The 17,346-nt window shown below is 59.9% G+C and carries 15 protein-coding genes and 1 pseudogene; 8 read left to right on the top strand and 8 right to left on the bottom strand.

Features of this window, described 5'->3' with window-relative positions:
- Positions 1 to 39 precede the first annotated feature (39 nt).
- Complete coding sequence (sbcB, locus tag FBY12_RS21280) at positions 40 to 1,479, top strand: exodeoxyribonuclease I (protein WP_145255641.1); 1,440 nt, start codon at positions 40 to 42, stop codon at positions 1,477 to 1,479.
- Between the two features lie 87 nt (positions 1,480 to 1,566).
- On the opposite strand, the gene mvaT is transcribed toward sbcB, so the two are convergent.
- Positions 1,567 to 1,944 (bottom strand): histone-like nucleoid-structuring protein MvaT, encoded by a 378-nt coding sequence (gene mvaT / locus FBY12_RS21275; RefSeq protein WP_007945872.1) that lies wholly within the window; start codon positions 1,942 to 1,944, stop codon positions 1,567 to 1,569.
- Between the two features lie 338 nt (positions 1,945 to 2,282).
- Between mvaT and purU the strand changes: the two genes are divergently transcribed.
- Positions 2,283 to 3,131, top strand: coding sequence for a formyltetrahydrofolate deformylase (purU, locus tag FBY12_RS21265; RefSeq protein WP_121731275.1), 849 nt, complete (start codon positions 2,283 to 2,285; stop codon positions 3,129 to 3,131).
- A 59-nt stretch (positions 3,132 to 3,190) separates the two neighbouring features.
- The gene (locus FBY12_RS27695; RefSeq protein WP_178111787.1) at positions 3,191 to 3,355 is read left to right on the top strand and encodes a hypothetical protein; all 165 of its coding nucleotides are present in this window, start codon (positions 3,191 to 3,193) and stop codon (positions 3,353 to 3,355) included.
- 3 nt (positions 3,356 to 3,358) lie between these two features.
- Here the strand turns inward: FBY12_RS27695 and FBY12_RS21260 are convergent, their stop codons facing one another.
- From FBY12_RS21260 to FBY12_RS28210, 5 genes and pseudogenes are all read right to left on the bottom strand, one after another.
- Entirely contained in the window at positions 3,359 to 4,354 is a 996-nt protein-coding gene (locus tag FBY12_RS21260) for a lysylphosphatidylglycerol synthase transmembrane domain-containing protein (RefSeq protein WP_109520016.1), read from the bottom strand.
- Positions 4,351 to 5,115 (bottom strand): DUF2334 domain-containing protein, encoded by a 765-nt coding sequence (locus tag FBY12_RS21255; RefSeq protein WP_145255637.1) that lies wholly within the window; start codon positions 5,113 to 5,115, stop codon positions 4,351 to 4,353. The genes FBY12_RS21260 and FBY12_RS21255 overlap by 4 nt, the downstream gene beginning before the upstream one ends.
- Positions 5,116 to 5,120: 5 nt before the next feature.
- Complete coding sequence (locus FBY12_RS21250; RefSeq protein ID WP_178111786.1) at positions 5,121 to 6,242, bottom strand: glycosyltransferase family 1 protein; 1,122 nt, start codon at positions 6,240 to 6,242, stop codon at positions 5,121 to 5,123.
- Between the two features lie 192 nt (positions 6,243 to 6,434).
- Positions 6,435 to 7,199, bottom strand: a complete 765-nt coding sequence (locus tag FBY12_RS28215; RefSeq protein ID WP_371927523.1) for a methyl-accepting chemotaxis protein — start codon at positions 7,197 to 7,199, stop codon at positions 6,435 to 6,437.
- 93 nt (positions 7,200 to 7,292) lie between these two features.
- Positions 7,293 to 8,324, bottom strand: a pseudogene (locus FBY12_RS28210) (cache domain-containing protein); the annotation flags it as partial.
- 185 nt (positions 8,325 to 8,509) lie between these two features.
- Between FBY12_RS28210 and FBY12_RS21240 the strand changes: the two are divergent.
- Positions 8,510 to 9,991 carry a helicase HerA-like domain-containing protein gene (locus FBY12_RS21240; RefSeq protein WP_145255628.1) on the top strand — a complete coding sequence of 494 codons (1,482 nt, stop codon included), beginning with the start codon at positions 8,510 to 8,512 and terminating at the stop codon, positions 9,989 to 9,991.
- Between the two features lie 87 nt (positions 9,992 to 10,078).
- On the opposite strand, the gene FBY12_RS21235 is transcribed toward FBY12_RS21240, so the two are convergent.
- Positions 10,079 to 10,534 (bottom strand): DUF721 domain-containing protein, encoded by a 456-nt coding sequence (locus tag FBY12_RS21235; protein ID WP_145255625.1) that lies wholly within the window; start codon positions 10,532 to 10,534, stop codon positions 10,079 to 10,081.
- Positions 10,535 to 10,841: 307 nt separating this feature from the next.
- Here FBY12_RS21235 and secA point away from each other — a divergent pair, with 307 nt between their 5' ends.
- From secA to FBY12_RS21215, 4 genes are all read left to right on the top strand, one after another.
- On the top strand, positions 10,842 to 13,583 hold the full coding sequence (gene secA / locus FBY12_RS21230; protein ID WP_121731270.1) for a preprotein translocase subunit SecA: 2,742 nt from the start codon (positions 10,842 to 10,844) through the stop codon (positions 13,581 to 13,583).
- A 120-nt stretch (positions 13,584 to 13,703) separates the two neighbouring features.
- A complete protein-coding gene (gene argJ, locus FBY12_RS21225) occupies positions 13,704 to 14,921 on the top strand; it encodes a bifunctional glutamate N-acetyltransferase/amino-acid acetyltransferase ArgJ (RefSeq protein WP_101208001.1) in 1,218 nt (405 codons plus the stop codon).
- Positions 14,922 to 15,062: 141 nt separating this feature from the next.
- Positions 15,063 to 15,695, top strand: a complete 633-nt coding sequence (locus FBY12_RS21220) for a glutathione S-transferase family protein (protein ID WP_145255622.1) — start codon at positions 15,063 to 15,065, stop codon at positions 15,693 to 15,695.
- Positions 15,692 to 16,642 carry a Nudix family hydrolase gene (locus FBY12_RS21215; protein WP_145255619.1) on the top strand — a complete coding sequence of 317 codons (951 nt, stop codon included), beginning with the start codon at positions 15,692 to 15,694 and terminating at the stop codon, positions 16,640 to 16,642. The genes FBY12_RS21220 and FBY12_RS21215 overlap by 4 nt, the downstream gene beginning before the upstream one ends.
- Before the next feature lie 122 nt (positions 16,643 to 16,764).
- On the opposite strand, the gene FBY12_RS21210 is transcribed toward FBY12_RS21215, so the two are convergent.
- Positions 16,765 to 17,346, bottom strand: a complete 582-nt coding sequence (locus tag FBY12_RS21210) for a cob(I)yrinic acid a,c-diamide adenosyltransferase (protein WP_145255616.1) — start codon at positions 17,344 to 17,346, stop codon at positions 16,765 to 16,767.

The raw sequence follows: 17,346 nt of genomic DNA, 5'->3' as shown, positions 1-17,346 counted from the left end.
GCGCCTAGACTTTGCCCGACTTCAGTTCAGGAACAGCCCGTGACTTCGATCTTCTGGTACGACTATGAAACCACTGGCATCAACCCGCGTTGCGACCGCCCCTTGCAAGTCGCCGGGATTCGCACCGACTTTGAGCTCAATGAAATAGACCAGCCGGTCAATCTGTATTGCCAGCCCAGTGACGACATCCTGCCGCACCCGGCGGCGTGTGCGATTACCGGTATCACCCCGAGCCGCCTCGCCGAGCTGGGCTTGAGCGAAGCCGATTTCATGACGCGGGTGCACGCGCAACTCGCGGCACCCGGCACTTGCGGCGCGGGTTACAACACCTTGCGTTTCGATGACGAGATGACCCGGTACAGCCTGTATCGAAACTTTTTCGACCCGTATGCCCGCGAGTGGCAGGGCGGCAACAGCCGTTGGGACCTGATTGATGTGGTGCGCGCAGCCTATGCCTTGCGTCCCGATGGTCTGCAGTGGCCAACGGATGACCAGGGGCGGGTGACGCTCAAGCTTGATCGGCTGACGGTGGCCAACAACATCGATCACGGCAACGCTCACGAGGCCTTGTCCGACGTGCGCGCGACGATTGCCCTGGCGCGCTTGATTCGGCAGAAACAACCGAAGTTGTACGACTGGCTGTTCCAGTTGCGCAGCAAACAGAAAGTCATGGATCAGATTCGCTTGTTGCAGCCGATGGTGCACATCTCCGGGCGGTTTTCGGCAGCGCGCAGTTTTGTCGGGGTGGTGCTGCCGCTGGCGTGGCATCCGCGCAACAAGAACGCGCTGATCGTCTGCGACTTGCACCTCGATCCGCAGGGCTTGCTCGACGTCGATGCCGAAACATTGCGCCAGCGCCTCTACACCCGACGCGATGATCTGGCCGAAGGCGAATTGCCGGTGCCGCTCAAACTCATTCATATCAACAAGTGCCCGGTGGTCGCACCGTTGTCGGTACTTCGCCCTGAAGATCAGCAACGCCTGGGCCTGGATATGGCGCTGTATCAGCAGCGCGCGCTGCGGCTAAGTGACGCACAACAAGTTTGGCGCGATAAAGTCATGGCGATTTACGCCAGCGAGGCTTTCACTTCCAGCGAAGACCCGGAACAGCAGTTATATGATGGCTTTATCGGTGATCGCGATCGGCGTCTATGTGATCAAGTCAGGGCCGCCGACCCGCTGCAATTAGCGCAACAACAATGGCCATTCGATGACGAACGTTTACCTGAATTATTGTTTCGCTATCGCGCCCGTAACTTCCCCGACACGCTGAGTGTGGAAGAGCAAGAACGCTGGCGCATATTCTGTCAGCAACGTTTGTCTGCTCCAGAATGGGGCGCGCCAAATACCCTCGAATCTTTTGCACGCGACGCGGCGCAATTGGCCAATAGCGCTACATCGTTTCAGCAGGAAGTACTCAATCAATGGATGATTCATGTCGATCGACTACGCCAACGATTGAACATCAACAGTGAATGATTGCCGGCTGAATCACAGGCATAAAAAAACGCCAGCATTCGCTGGCGTTCTTTTGTGTCACATAATCATTCTGTGACGGCGTGCAGCTTAGCCCAGCAGGGTAGCCCAGCCTTCAACCACGTCACCGCCCCACTTGGCTTTCCACTCTTTCAGAGTTTTGTGGTTGCCACCTTTGGTTTCGATGACTTCGCCATTGTGCGGGTTTTTGTATTGTTTAACTTTGCGCGCACGCTTGGTGCCAGTAGTTTTTACTGCGCCGCCACGTGGTGCCTTGGACTTGGACTCAGGATCCAACAGCGCAATGATGTCACGCAGGGACTTGGAGTATTCACCCATCAGGGTGCGCAGCTTGCCTTCGAATTCCAGCTCGGTTTGCAGTTTGTCGTCTTGGGACAGATTCTTCAAACGGGCTTGCAGCTCTTTGATAGCTTCTTCGGTGGCGCGGTATTCGTTGATCAAGGACATGAGAATTACCTTATGCAGGAAACGGGATGGCAGGGACAGTGCGGCAATAATAGTCAGGGTGTTTCAGCAAGTAAACATTTAACCCGGGTTTTATTTAAATGAGTTGCGATCAAATAGCCATAAATTCAATGTGCAGTTAAATAGTGTGATGCAGTCAACACAGATATTCACAATTGCATGCTTGAAGAACGCTGGTGTGAGCACCATTACGCCAGCGCGTGATGCTGGCGCCAGCCGCGCCTGCGCCCAATGTGCCGAGCGCGGCATCATCAATACTGCAGTTTTGCTGCGCAATCGCTAGAATGGCGGCCTTTACGAAGTTCTGGAGTTTGACCCAAATGCGCACTTTTCGGCTGGTGATTGCTTGCCCGGACCGCGTCGGTATCGTTGCTAAAGTCAGTAACTTTCTGGCGTCACATAACGGCTGGATCACTGAAGCGAGCCACCACTCGGACAATCTGAGCGGCTGGTTCTTCATGCGTCACGAAATTCGTGCCGACTCGCTGCCATTCGGTCTTGAAGCCTTCCGCGAGGCGTTTGCGCCAATCGCCGAAGAGTTCTCGATGGACTGGCGTGTCACCGACACCGAGCAGAAGAAGCGCGTGGTGTTGATGGCCAGCCGCGAGTCGCACTGCCTGGCGGACTTGCTGCACCGCTGGCACAGCGATGAACTGGACTGCGAAATCTCCTGCGTGATTTCCAACCACGACGACTTGCGCAGCATGGTCGAATGGCACGGCATTCCTTATTACCACGTGCCGGTCAATCCACAGGATAAAGAACCGGCCTTCGCCGAAGTCTCGCGTCTGGTCAAACAGCACGACGCCGAAGTGGTGGTACTTGCCCGTTACATGCAGATTCTGCCGCCGGAGTTGTGCCGCGAATACGCGCACAAAGTCATCAACATTCACCACAGCTTCCTGCCGTCGTTTGTCGGCGCCAAGCCGTACCACCAGGCTTCACTGCGTGGCGTGAAGTTGATCGGCGCAACTTGCCACTACGTCACCGAAGAACTCGACGCCGGCCCGATCATCGAGCAGGACGTGGTGCGCGTCAGCCACAGCGACAGCATCGAAGACATGGTGCGCTTCGGTCGCGACGTCGAAAAAATGGTCCTGGCCCGCGGTCTGCGTTATCACCTGGAAGACCGGGTGTTGGTGCACGGCAATAAAACCGTGGTGTTCTAAGCTCAGTGCAAGCGCGTTCCCATGCTCTGCGTGGGAACGATTTGAACCGGGAGACAAACATGAGCGATCCACTCGACAAAGCCACATCCAAAGCCCCCGCGACATTGGGCGAAGGTTGTTTGAGCCGCTACGACCCGGATGAGCTGAGCCCGGACGACGGCACCGATTTCCCGGACGCCGCGCAGTTGTGGGAAGAGTTGAAACCGCAGTCTGAAGAGGACTGAGATTCAGGCCTGTTTGAACTTCATCAACTTCTTCAACAGTGGTCGCCCGAGCATTATCAGAAACACCGGCCCACCGACCACCAGATAAAAGTAATACGTCACTGCTCGCCAAATCAGGATCGCCGCCGCTGCGGTCGATTTGCCCACCATCGGCGCCAGCAAGGCTGCCGAAGTCAACTCCGCCGCCCCGGCACCGCCCGGCAACAGGCTGAACTGCCCCGCACTCAACGACAGCATCTGGATCAGAAAACTCCAGGCCCACTGCAAGTCCGCGCCCAAACCGCGCAACGCCAGGTACAGCACGCTATAACGCAAAATCCAATGCACGCACGTCAGGGCAAACACCTTGATCAGCGTCGGCACCGGCAGTTTCAGCGTGTCAGTGAATGCCGCCAGAAAATGCAGGAGTTTGCGCGCCCAGCGCATCCGCGTAGAGCCTTTGACGTTGAGCCGCACCAGCAGCCGACCGCCCAGGCGAATCAGCAAACGGTGATAACGCGCCACCGCAATACAGCAGAGCAGCCCGCCAAACATCGACACCGCGCTCACCGTCAGCAGCCATTCCATGCGTTGGCTGAGGTGCTGGAACAGGGCATAAATCAAGATCCCGCTGAGCGCGCAGAGGAAAAACAGCAGATCGCTCAACTGGTCCATGGCAAACACCGCGCTGCCACGCGCCGGGCGCACGCCGTTGCGCGCCAGCAGTGCCATGATCGTCAGCGGTCCGCCGCTGCCGCCGGGCGTGGCGCAATAGGCGAACTCGGCCGCCATGACCACACCCAGGCTTTTGACCCGCGTGACTTTGTGCCGTTGATCGCCGAGCAACAGGCGCAAGCGCATGGTGTTGACCACCCAGCACAGCAAAATCATGCCGAACATGATCAGCAATCCGCTCAGCGGAAAGCTTTGCAGCCGCGACCAGGTTTCATTGCCGCCCAGCACCAGCGGAATCATCACCGCCGCGAGCAACGCAAGAAACAGCAGAATCCCGCGACTCATGCGCCGTGGCCGATACGATCAGGTTGCAGCTCCAGCCAGTTGGCCTTGGTCATTGGCACACGGCCCTCATCCATTAAGCGTTTAAGTGTTTGTAGCCAATAATTGCGCGAAAAGGCGTGGCGCATGTCCACCGGGTGCAGGCCCAGGCGAATCACCGGCGCCTGCCGCCAGCGTTGTTCGCGCTGATCGCTGATGACTTTCGACAACCCGCGCCGCCACGCACTGCGCGCACTCCAGACCAGCCCGGGGGCGTCGATCACGCAAAAGTCCGGCAGACGATACAGATGTTGCGGGTCGCTGGTGTAACTCAATGGCAACTGGCGCAATGCCTGGCGGGTGCCATCACTCATCAGCCAGGCCGGCGCGACAAAACCTTCGAGCGGCCAATTGTAACGGCGAAACACCTCAATGCCAGCCTGCAAACGCGCGAGGGCGGCGGTTTGCGAGAGGCTGTAGAACTCGCCTTCGTGGGTGTAGACGCGACGCATGAACCAGTCTCGCGGGGAATGCGCCGGCGGCCCGTCGTCGCAATGGAAGTAGCCGTGCAGCGCCAGTTCGTCACCGCGCGCGACGCGGCTGTCGAGCATTCGGCGAAAATCTCCATGCGCTGCAAGCTGATTGTTTTTGTGAAAATCGGGGACCACCAGCCAGGTGATCGGCACATTACCCAAGGCATCGACAGCGTCGACGAAAGGTTGGTAATCCGCCCAGGTTTGCGGCGCGACATCGTGCAGGACCAGTAACAGGGTTGGCGGATTCATCGCTTTCAACCATTCGCGGCCAGCGGCATATGGCTGCCGAGCACCGCGTGGTAATGCCCGAGCAGGCTGTTGACCACCGCGTCCCAGGCGTAATGGCGCTCGACATGTTGCCGCGCCTGCTGGCCGAGCGTGACGCTGCCCTGGCTGAACAATTCGCGCACGGCATTGGCCATCGCCAAGGGATTGTTCGGCGCGCAGAGCAAACCGCAATGTTCGCTGACGATTTCGCTGAACGCCCCGGCGGCCACTGCGACCACCGGAATCCCGCTGGCCATGGCTTCGAGGATCACCAGGCCAAAAGTCTCCTGATCGCCGGCATGCAGCAGCGCGTCGGCACTGGCCATCAGCCGCGCGACTTGCGGCGCCGGGCAAAACTCATCGATCACGCTAACATTGTCCGGCACCTGCGCCGGCATTGAGGAACCGACCAGCAACAAGTGGTAACGCGGGCCGAGGCGTTTCATGCAATTGAGCAGCACCGGCAGGTTTTTCTCTTTCGAACCACGGCCAGCGAAGATCAGCAGCCGGGTGTCTTCAGCAATTCCCAGCTCGGCGCGCAACTCCGGATCGCGGGCGCCGGGATTGAATGTCTGCAAATCGACGCCGAGTGGCTGCACGAAGACATTACGCACGCCGAGACCGGTGAGTTTGTCGGCCATCACTTGGCTGGGCGCCAGCACCCGGTCGAAGTTGCCATACAGTTTGCTGACGTAGGCTTCGACATTGGTCGTCAGCCAGTTGCCCATGCGATTACTCACCAGCAGCGGCAAGTCCGAGTGGTAAAAGCCGATCACCGGCACGTCGAGTTGCCGCCGCGCATCCAGTGCCGCCCATGCGGTGAGGTACGGATCGCCGACTTCGATCAGATCCGGCTGCAAATCCTGCAGAACGTTGCGCCACGGCGCCAGCCGCAGCGGGAAGCGATAACCCTTGCCGAAGGGCAGGGCGGGGGCGGGAACGGTGTAGATGCCGTCCTGTTCACTGAAGTGTGAACCGGGGATCAACAGACTGTGACGAATGCCCGGCTTGATGCTCAGGCGACGATGTTTTGCATCCAGATAAGTGCGCACGCCACCGCTGGCAGGGGCGTAGAACATGGTTATGTCAGCGATATGCACGATGAACATCCCTCTGGGCCGTGGCTCTTCCTCGGTTGACCTTTAACAAGGATAGATGTTCGGTTGAGGTTTTGCGGGCGGGGGTATCAGCGAGGGATGGGGTGTTGGTGAGGTCGCCTTCGCGGGCAAGCCTCGCTCCTACAGGGAAATGCATTCCAATGTAGGAGCGAGCCTGCTTGCGATGAGGCCTTCAGGCGCACATCAGATGCGGAAACTGCCCACCAACTGCTTCAACCGCGCCGCTTGCTGCTCCAGATCGGAACACGCGCGCAACGTCGATTGCAGGTTTTCCACGCCTTCCTGGTTCAGCGTGTTGATCTCGGTAATGTCGACGTTGATCGACTCCACCACGGCCGTCTGCTCCTCGGTCGCGGTCGCCACCGACTGGTTCATCCCGTCGATTTCGCCGATGCGCAGGGTCACGCTGTTCAGGCGTTCGCCGGCCAGGTTGGCGATTTCCACGCTGTCCTGACTGTGGCGCTGGCTCTCGCTCATGGTGCTGACGGATTCGCGGGCGCCGACTTGCAGCTCTTCAATCATGGTCTGCACTTGTTGCGCCGATTCCTGCGTGCGGTGCGCGAGGTTGCGCACCTCGTCGGCGACCACCGCAAAGCCGCGACCCGCTTCACCCGCGCGCGCCGCTTCAATCGCGGCGTTGAGCGCCAGCAGGTTGGTTTGCTGGGAAATGCTGGTGATCACTTCGAGAATCTGCCCGATGTTCACGGTTTTGCTGTTCAGCGACTCGATATTGCTGCTCGACGCGCTGAGCATGCTCGACAGCTGATTCATCGCTTTGATGCTGCGATCGACCACTTGCTGACCATCCTCGGCGAGGCTGCGGGCATCGCTGGCCTGATTCGACGCTTGTGCGGCATTGCGCGCGATTTCCTGCGCAGCAGCGCCGAGCTGGTTGATCGCGGCGGCCACGCTGTTGGTGCGCGAGGCTTGCTGGTCGGAGTTGAACATCGACGAGTTCGACGCCGCCACCACCCGCAAGGCAACTTCGTTGACCTGGCCGGTGGCCGAGGATACTTCGCGGATCGAGGTGTGAATGCGCTCGACAAAACGGTTGAACGCGGTGCCGAGGATGCCGAATTCATCCTGGTTCTGAATGGTCAGGCGCTTGGTCAAATCGCCTTCACCGTCGGCAATGTCCTGCATCGCGCGGGTCATCACGTGCAACGGCTGGATCAGGATGCGGATCAGCATGCCGAGCAGGGCGATGATGATGGCCACGGCAATCACCGTCGCAATCACCGCCGAGGTGCGGAATTCGCTGAGCATGGCGAAGGCTTTGTCCTTGTCCACCGACAGGCCGATGTACCAGTTGACCGAGGGCAAACCCTTGATCGGCGTGAACGTGACGATGCGTGTTTTGCCGTCGACGTCGACTTCGCTGAAGTCGCTGTTGATCCGTGGCGTGTCCTGTGGGTAAGCCTCGCTGAGGGATTTCATCACCATGGCTTTGTCCGGGTGTACCAGAATCTTGCCGTCGGCGCTGACCAGGAACGCGTAGCCCATGCCGTCGAAGTCGCGAGCGCTGAGGGTGTCGATCAGCGTTTGCAGGCTCAAGTCGCCGCCGACCACGCCGACACTTTGCCCGGCTTTCTTCGAGGCAGTGGCGATGGAAATGATGGTTTGGCCGGTCGCGGCATCGATGTACGGTTCGGTCAGGGTCGGCGTGCTGCTGCTTTCCGCGCCTTTGTACCAGGGGCGAACGCGCGGGTCGAAGCCGTCAGGCATTTTCGCGTCGGGGCGAATGGTGAAGTGCCCGGTGGCGTCACCGAGGTAGGATGCCATGAACGTCGACGTCAGCGCTTTCTGCTCCAGCAGGCTGGAAACAGTGGCCTGCTCGGGGTTGATCGCGATGTTCTGCGCGAGGTTGTCGATCAGCAGAATGCGCCCGCTCAGCCATGTCTGGATGTTGCTGGCGGTGACTTCGCCCATCTCGGTGAGGTAGTTGTCGAGGTCTTCGCGAATCGCGTTGCGTTGCAGATAATCGTTGTACAGCGTGAACGAAGCAAAAGCGGCAATGACGACCAGTGCGGCCGCAAGCAGGATCTTATGGCTGAAACGCAGATTTTTGTTCATGGCTTGGGGTGTCCGCTAAGGTCTTAATGTCCAGGTCGTGCTTTTATAAGCACGGGCAAATCGGGCAGCGTGAAATCAAGCTGATATTCCGTCTCTCCTTAGGGAATGTCCGAGGCTCTCTTCAGTCTGGTTCTCGCCATTATTTATCGGCCGTCAACGATCAAAGATTAACCATGGGTGACAAAATGCCTGACTCCTCGAAACTCGTTATCGGCGCCGACCTTGCAGGGCAGCCGATTGCTCAGGCCATGCGCCTGGCCAACCGTCACGGTCTGGTCGCGGGCGCAACCGGCACCGGCAAAACCGTCACCTTGCAACGGCTGGCCGAAGCCTTCAGCGATGCCGGCGTGGCGGTGTTCGCTGCCGACATCAAGGGCGACTTGTGCGGACTCGGCGCCGCCGGCAACCCGCAAGGCAAGGTCGCCGAGCGCATCGCCGGGATGCCGTGGCTCAATTACACGCCGCAGGCTTATCCCGTGACCTTGTGGGACATCCACGGCGAGTCCGGTCATCCACTGCGCACAACCTTGAGTGAAATGGGCCCGCTGCTGATCGGCGCGTTGCTCGAACTCACCGACAGCCAGCAATCGGCGCTGTACGCCGCGTTCAAGGTCGCCGACCGCGAAGGCCTGTTGCTGCTCGATCTGAAAGATTTGAAAGCGCTGCTCAATCACCTTCGCGACAACCCGCAATTGCTCGGCGATGACGCGGCGCTGATGACCACCGGTTCCAGCCAGGCGCTGTTGCGACGCCTGGCCATCCTCGAACAGCAGGGCGCCGAAGCCTTGTTCGGCGAACCGGCGCTGCAACTCGAAGACATCCTGCAACCGGCGGCCGATGGTCGCGGGCGCATTCACTTGCTCGATGCCAGCCGTCTGGTCCACGAAGCGCCGAAGGTCTACGCGACGTTTCTGTTGTGGCTGTTGGCGGAACTGTTCGAGCAACTGCCGGAACGCGGCGACGCCGATAAACCGTTGCTGGCGCTGTTTTTCGATGAGGCGCATTTGCTCTTTGCCGACACGCCGAAAGCCTTGCAGGAGCGACTTGAGCAAGTGGTGCGGCTGATTCGCTCGAAAGGCGTTGGCGTGTATTTCGTCACGCAATCGCCGGGCGACCTGCCGGATGACGTGCTGGCGCAGTTGGGTCTGCGGGTTCAGCACGGTTTGCGCGCATTCACTGCCAAGGAGCAGAAATCCCTGCGTGCGGTGGCTGAGGGCTTCCGGCCGAATCCGGCGTTCGACGCTTTGTCAGTGTTGACTGAGCTGGGGATCGGCGAGGCGCTGGTCGGCACCTTGCAGGACAAAGGCACGCCGGAGATGGTCCAGCGCGTATTGGTCGCGCCGCCGCAGTCGCGGATCGGGCCGCTGACGGCCACCGAGCGCACCATGCTGATCGCCGGCTCGCCGTTCAAGGGGCGTTATGACAAGCCGATCGATCGTGAATCTGCTTATGAAGTGTTGATGGGGCGCAAGGGGCTGGCGCCTGAGGCTGAAGCGGATAAACCTGCTGCCGAGGAGCCGAGCTTCACCGACAAGGCCGGCGAGTTTCTGGGCACAGCGGCGGGGCAGGCGTTGAAATCGGCGATGCGCCAGGCGGCTAATCAGATTGGTCGGCAACTGGTGCGCGGGTTGATGGGCTCATTGCTCGGTGGCAGCAAACGCCGTTAACCCTTGTAGGAGCGAGGCTTGCCCGCGAAGCTTTTGGCGTCCTCAAGGACCTCTTCGCGGGCAAGCCTCGCTCCTACAGGATGTGTGTCAATCCTTGGGTTTGGCGTGCGCCGCGAGTCTTTCCAGCGCCGCGCGCAGGTTTGGATCGGTAATACCGTCCGCCGTTGCCTGAATCGTCGCCCCGGCATCGCTCGACAAACTGATCGTATGCCCCGCTGCGCCTTGCGGCACGGTCGGCGGCTGAACCTTGAACAGAATCCGCGTCAGGCTGGCGAACTCATCAAACAACTGCAATTGCCGTTGCAAGCGTTTTTGCTGGTAACGCAAGCGCGTCGCCCAGTGACCGTCGGTGACAATCAACAGCAAACTGCCTTCGCGCCACGACGCCACATGGCAATGCTCGCGTGCGGCAGGCTGCAACTGGCTTTCCACCAGACGTTGTAAATGACCCAGGCGTTGAGCGTGGCCGAAGATGGCTTTCAGCGGTTTGGCTTCGCGAAGCAGAACGGCGGGTGCTCTGGCCGTGAGGGGGCGAAATGCCATGATCAGACACCTGAAGTAACAGAGCGGCCATGGTAGCAGAAAGCATTCGATCAGCCTGACCCATTGCTTTGCGCGCGCTTTACCCATTAAATCAACAAGTAACTTCTGCCGTGAATGGCTTGAAGTTCAGCAAAAAGCCCTTATTTTAAGTGAGCCCCGTAACAGCGCAGTGCATGCATCGTGGAACAACGCCACTTTCCTCACCTTCGTTTCCGGGTAGAATGCTCGTTCGCATGCGGCCATGAGGGCTGCTCGGGCGACTCACGGGGCCGCCCTCCATCCCTTTAGTGTGGAAGATCCTGCCGATATGTTTGCGCCTTTGTTAAAGAAACTTTTTGGAAGCAAGAACGAGCGTGAAGTCAAACGCATGCTCAAGACGGTGCAACTCGTCAATGCCTTCGAAGAGCAAATGGTGGCCCTTTCGGACGATCAGTTGCGTGCCAAGACAGACGAGTTCAAGGCCCGCATCGCCAAAGGGGAAACCCTCGACAAGCTGTTGCCAGAAGCCTTCGCGGTCGCCCGTGAAGCCGGTAAACGTGTCATGGGTATGCGTCACTTCGACGTCCAGTTGATCGGCGGCATGACCTTGCATGAAGGCATGATCGCGGAAATGCGTACCGGTGAAGGCAAGACCCTGGTGGCAACTCTGGGTGTTTACCTCAACGCGCTGTCCGGCAAGGGCGTTCACGTAGTAACCGTGAACGACTACCTGGCGCGTCGTGACGCCAACTGGATGCGTCCGCTCTACGAATTCCTCGGTCTGTCGGTCGGTGTGGTCACGCCATTCCAGCCGCCGGAAGAGAAGCGCCTGGCTTACGCCGCCGACATCACCTACGGCACCAACAACGAATTCGGTTTCGACTACCTGCGCGACAACATGGCGTTCAGCATGGAAGAAAAATTCCAGCGCGAACTCAATTTTGCCGTGATCGACGAAGTCGACTCGATTCTCATCGACGAAGCCCGTACCCCGCTGATCATCTCCGGTCAGGCCGAAGACAGCTCCAAGATGTACGTCGAGATCAACAAACTGATCCCGCAACTGGAACTGCACGTCGAAGAAGTTGAAGGCGAAGTCACCAAGGCTGGCCACTACACCGTTGACGAGAAGACCCGTCAGGTCGAACTCAACGAAGCCGGTCACCAGTTCATCGAAGACATGCTCACCCGTGTCGGCATGCTTGCCGAAGGCGAGAGCCTGTACTCGGCGCACAACCTGGGCCTGCTGACTCACGTGTATGCCGGTCTGCGTGCGCACAAACTGTTCCATCGCAACATCGAATACATCGTGCAGGACGGTCAGGTTGTCCTGGTCGACGAACACACCGGCCGTACCATGCCGGGTCGTCGTCTGTCCGAAGGCCTGCACCAGGCCATCGAAGCCAAGGAAAACCTGAACATTCAGGCCGAAAGCCAGACCTTGGCGTCGACCACGTTCCAGAACTACTTCCGTCTGTACAACAAGCTGTCCGGCATGACCGGTACCGCCGACACCGAAGCGTTCGAATTCCACCAGATCTACGGTCTGTCGGTGATGGTTATCCCGCCGAACAAGCCGCTGGCGCGTAAAGACTACAACGACCTGGTGTTCCTCACCGCCGACGAGAAGTACGCGGCGATTGTTGCCGACATCAAGGAATGCATGACCCAGGGCCGTCCGGTGCTGGTGGGTACTGCAACCATCGAAACTTCGGAACACATGTCGCGCCTGCTTGAGAAAGAAGGCATCGAACACAAGGTTCTGAACGCCAAGTTCCACGAAAAAGAAGCCGAAATCATTGCCCAGGCCGGTCGCCCAGGCGCATTGACCATCGCCACCAACATGGCCGGTCGCGGTACCGACATTCTGTTGGGCGGTAACTGGGAAGTGGAAGTGGCTTCGCTCGAAGACCCGACCCCTGAGCAGATTGCACAGATCAAGGCCGATTGGCAGAAGCGTCACCAGCAAGTGCTGGAATCCGGCGGTCTGCAGGTCATCGCTTCCGAGCGTCACGAATCGCGCCGTATCGACAACCAGTTGCGTGGTCGTGCCGGTCGTCAGGGTGACGCCGGTTCCAGCCGCTTCTACCTGTCGCTGGAAGACAGCCTGATGCGCATCTTCGCCTCTGATCGGGTGAAGAACTTCATGAAGGCCCTGGGCATGCAGTCCGGTGAAGCGATCGAGCACCGCATGGTGACCAACGCCATCGAAAAGGCTCAGCGCAAGGTTGAAGGTCGCAACTTCGACATTCGTAAACAACTGCTCGAGTTCGATGACGTCAACAACGAACAACGTAAAGTGATTTATCACATGCGTAACAGTTTGTTGGCCGCTGACAACATTGGCGAAACCATCGCCGATTTCCGTCAGGACGTGCTCAACGCCACGGTCAGCGCGCACATTCCACCGCAATCGCTGCCCGAGCAGTGGGACGTGGCCGGCCTGGAAGCCGCGTTGCAGAGCGACTTCGGCGTGGCGTTGCCGATCCAGCAATGGCTCGACGAAGACGATCACCTGTACGAAGAAACCCTGCGCGAGAAGCTCATGACCGAGCTGCTGGCGGCGTACAACGAGAAAGAAGAAGCGGCAAGCGCCGAAGCGCTGCGCACCTTCGAAAAACAAATCGTCCTGCGCGTCCTCGACGATCTGTGGAAAGACCACCTGTCTACCATGGATCACCTGCGTCACGGCATCCACTTGCGTGGTTATGCGCAGAAGAACCCGAAGCAAGAGTACAAGCGCGAGTCGTACACGCTGTTCTCCGAGCTGCTGGATTCGATCAAGCGTGACTCGATCCGTGTGTTGTCGCACGTTCAGGTCCGCCGCGAAGATCCGGAAGCCGAAGAGCAACGTCTGCGTGAAGAAGCCGAGGCACTGGCGGCGCGCATGCAATTCCAGCACGACGAACCGCCGGGTCTCGAGCAACCGGAACTGCTCGGTGAAGAGGTCGATGTTGCCCTCGCCACCGCCACCGCACCGGTGCGCAACGATCAGAAACTGGGCCGTAACGAACTGTGCTACTGCGGTTCGGGCAAGAAATTCAAGCATTGCCACGGGCAGATCCAGTAAAACCCGTTTCAATCGCTGAAATACCCGCGCCGCGACCGGCATCAGCCGTCGCGGCGTTTTGCCATTTGAACGCCGACGCTGCGGCGCCGGTGCCGACATCATTTATTAAGGAGCGCATTCATGGCTGTTGGTCTTGGTCCTTTGCCAACGTTGCACCCGGTTGCCGGTTTTGAACTCGGTATCGCCTCGGCCGGCATCAAGCGCCCTGGGCGCAAGGATGTCGTGGTCATGCGCTGCGCCGAAGGTTCGACCGTTGCGGGCGTGTTCACCCTGAACGCGTTTTGCGCCGCGCCAGTGATTCTGGCCAAGCAACGCGTGCAAGGCCCGGTGCGTTACCTGCTGACCAACACCGGCAATGCCAACGCCGGCACCGGCGAACCTGGCCTCGCCGCCGCCGCACGCACCTGCGCGAAACTGGCTGAACTGACTGGCGTCGACGCCAGCCTGGTGCTGCCGTATTCCACCGGCGTGATCGGCGAGCCACTGCCGGTCGAGAAAATCGAAGGCGCACTGCAAGCCGCGCTTGATGATCTGTCGGTAAACAATTGGGCAGCCGCCGCCACCGGCATCATGACCACCGACACCTTGCCGAAGGGCGCCAGCCGCCAGTTCGAACATGACGGCGTGACCATCACCGTCACCGGCATCAGCAAGGGCGCTGGGATGATCCGCCCGAACATGGCAACCATGCTCGGCTACATCGCCACCGACGCCAAAGTCTCCCGTGATGTGCTGCAGAACCTGATGCTGGACGGCGCCAACAAGTCGTTCAACCGCATCACCATCGACGGCGACACCTCGACCAACGACTGCTGCATGCTGATCGCCACCGGTCAGGCTGCGCTGCCGGAAATCACTGCGGCCAGCGGCGAACTGTTCGCCAAGCTCAAACAAGCGGTGTTCGAAGTGTGCATGGACGTGGCCCAGGCCATCGTGCGTGACGGCGAAGGCGCGACCAAGTTTGTCACCGTCGAAGTCAATGGCGGCGGCAATCACCAGGAATGCCTCGACGTCGGTTACACCGTGGCGCACTCGCCGCTGATCAAAACCGCGCTGTTCGCCTCCGACCCGAACTGGGGGCGTATCCTCGCCGCCGTCGGCCGTGCCGGTGTGCCGAACCTCGACGTGAGCAAGATCGACGTGTTCCTCGGTGACGTGTGCATTGCTAGCCGTGGCGCGCGCGCCGAGACCTACACCGAAGCCCAGGGCTCGGCGGTGATGCAGCAGGAAGAAATCACCATTCGGATCGAGTTGGGTCGCGGCGATTGCAGCGAAACCATCTGGACCACCGACCTGTCCCACGAATACGTGAAGATCAACGCCGAATACCGAACGTAAGACCGCGGCGCCTCATTCGCGGGCAAGCCTCGCTCCTACAGGTAGGACATCGCCCTTGTAGGAGCGAGGCTTGCCCGCGAAGAGGCCCGACCAGACGCCAAAGATTCCGGCCCTGAACTCCTCAACAAAAAGGTCCCGAACATGAGCCTGCACCTGATCATCGGCGACAAACTCTATTCCTCCTGGTCCCTGCGCGGTGCCTTGGCGCTCGACCTGACCGGCGCTGCGTATACCGAAGAACTGATCAAACTCAATCAGCCCGACACCCGCGAACGTGTGCTCAAGCATTCGCCGACCGGCAAAGTGCCGTTGCTGAAAACCGCCCACGGCGTGATCGCCGATTCGCTGGCCATCGCCGAATACCTCGCTGAACAATTCCCCGAGGCCAACCTCTGGCCCACAGACACCGCCGCCCGCGCCCAGGCCCGTTCGGCCTGTGCGCAAATGCACAGCGGTTTTTTTGCGCTGCGCAGCAACATGCCGTTCGACTTGAGCCGCGACCAGGCTTTGCCATCGACGCCGCCCGAGGTTGCAGCGGAAATCCAGCGCATGCTGGCGCTGTGGGCCGAATGTCGCGCGGTGGCGAGTGAAGCCGGGCCGTTCCTGTTTGGCCCTGCCTCGCTGGCCGATGCGTTTTTCGCGCCGATTGCCGTGCGTCTGCGCACTTACCGGGTGCAGTTGCCGGCGGCGGACGAGGCTTATGTTGAAACCATTTACCAATGGCCGTTTTTCAAGGCCTGGCAGAAAGCCGGTCTTGCGGAGGTAACGCAGTGAAACGAGTTCACGTCGCCGCCGCCGTCATCCGTGACAGCGCTGGCAAGATTTTGATTGCACGCCGTGCAGATACCCAGCATCAGGGCGGTTTGTGGGAATTCCCCGGTGGCAAAGTCGAGGCTGACGAGTCGGTCGAAAGCGCGCTGGCCCGCGAGCTGCAGGAAGAGTTGGGCATTGTGGTCAACGCCGCGCGACCGCTGATCAAGGTTCAACACGATTACCCGGACAAGCAGGTGTTGCTGGATGTCTGGGAAGTCTCGGCGTTTAGCGGCGAGCCGCATGGCGTCGAAGGTCAGCCGTTGGAGTGGGTCGCCCAGCGCGATTTGCTCAACTATGAATTTCCTGCGGCCAACCAGCCGATCGTCGCCGCCGCGCGGTTGCCGGCCGAGTACCTGATTACTCCGGAAGATTTGGAAACCCCGGCGCTGCTGCGCGGCATCCAGAAAGCCATTGCCAGCGGCATCAAGCTGATTCAACTGCGCGCGCCGAACGGCTACGACCCGAAATATCGCGATTTGGCGGTGGACGCGGCGGGGCTGTGTGCCGGCAAAGCGCAGCTGATGATCAAGGGACCGTTCGAATGGCTGGGCGATTTCCCGTCCGCCGGTTGGCACATCACCGCCGCGCAATTGCGCAAATACGCGGAGAAGGGCCGACCGCTGCCAGCGTCGCGCTGGTTGGCGGCGTCGTGCCATAACGCTGAAGAACTGGCGCTGGCCGAGCAAATGGGCGTGGACTTCGTGACGTTGTCACCGGTGCAGCCGACGCAGACTCACCCGGATGCGCAGCCGTTGGGTTGGGAACAGGCTGCGAGCCTGATCGCCGGCTTCAGCAAACCGGTGTTCTTGTTGGGGGGCGTTGGCCCGGCGGACCGGCAGAAGGCTTGGGAAGTCGGGGCGCAAGGCGTGGCGGGGATTCGCGCGTTCTGGCCCGATTCTTTGGTCTAGCGGCTGGCCTCTTCGCGGGCAAGCCTCGCTCCTACAGGATTTGTGTCGTTCACAACATCCGCGAACAACATAAACCGTGTAGGAGCGAGGCTTGCCCGCGAAGGCGTCCTCGAAGGCGCCGACTAAACCTCAGGCTTCGCCGCCGGTTGCCACAATATCTCGGCGATGCCCTGACGCTTGGCAATCAGCCGCGCCGCCACGAACAGCAAATCCGACAAGCGATTGATATACGCCAGCCCAACCCCGGTCAGCGGCTCTACCGCATTCAAATGCTGACACCGGCGCTCGGCACTGCGCGCCAGGCTTCGGCACACGTGCGCTTGCGCAATCAACGCCGAACCGCCGGGCAGAATGAAATTCTCCAGCGGCCCCAGCTCTTCGTTCCACAGATCAATCGCCGCTTCCAGGCGCTCGATTTCCGCGTCGTTCAACGCCTGATAAACCGGCATCGCCAGCTCACCACCGAGGTCGAACAAGCGATGCTGACACGGCGCCAACACCTCGATCACTTCATTCAAACCCGGATACGCGGCGCTTTCTGCTGCCAACCCGGCCAGCAACACGCCGACCTGACTGTTCAACGTATCAACTTCGCCAATCGCCTCGATGCGCGGGTGATCCTTGGGCACGCGGCGGCCATCGCCCAGGCCGGTCTCGCCTTTGTCGCCGGTGCGGGTGTAAATCTTCGACAAGCGAAAGCCCAT

Origin of the sequence: Pseudomonas sp. SJZ131, assembly GCF_007828705.1 — a bacterium.
GTDB lineage: Bacteria > Pseudomonadota > Gammaproteobacteria > Pseudomonadales > Pseudomonadaceae > Aquipseudomonas > Aquipseudomonas prosekii.
This window is presented reverse-complemented; position numbering and strand designations above follow the sequence as displayed.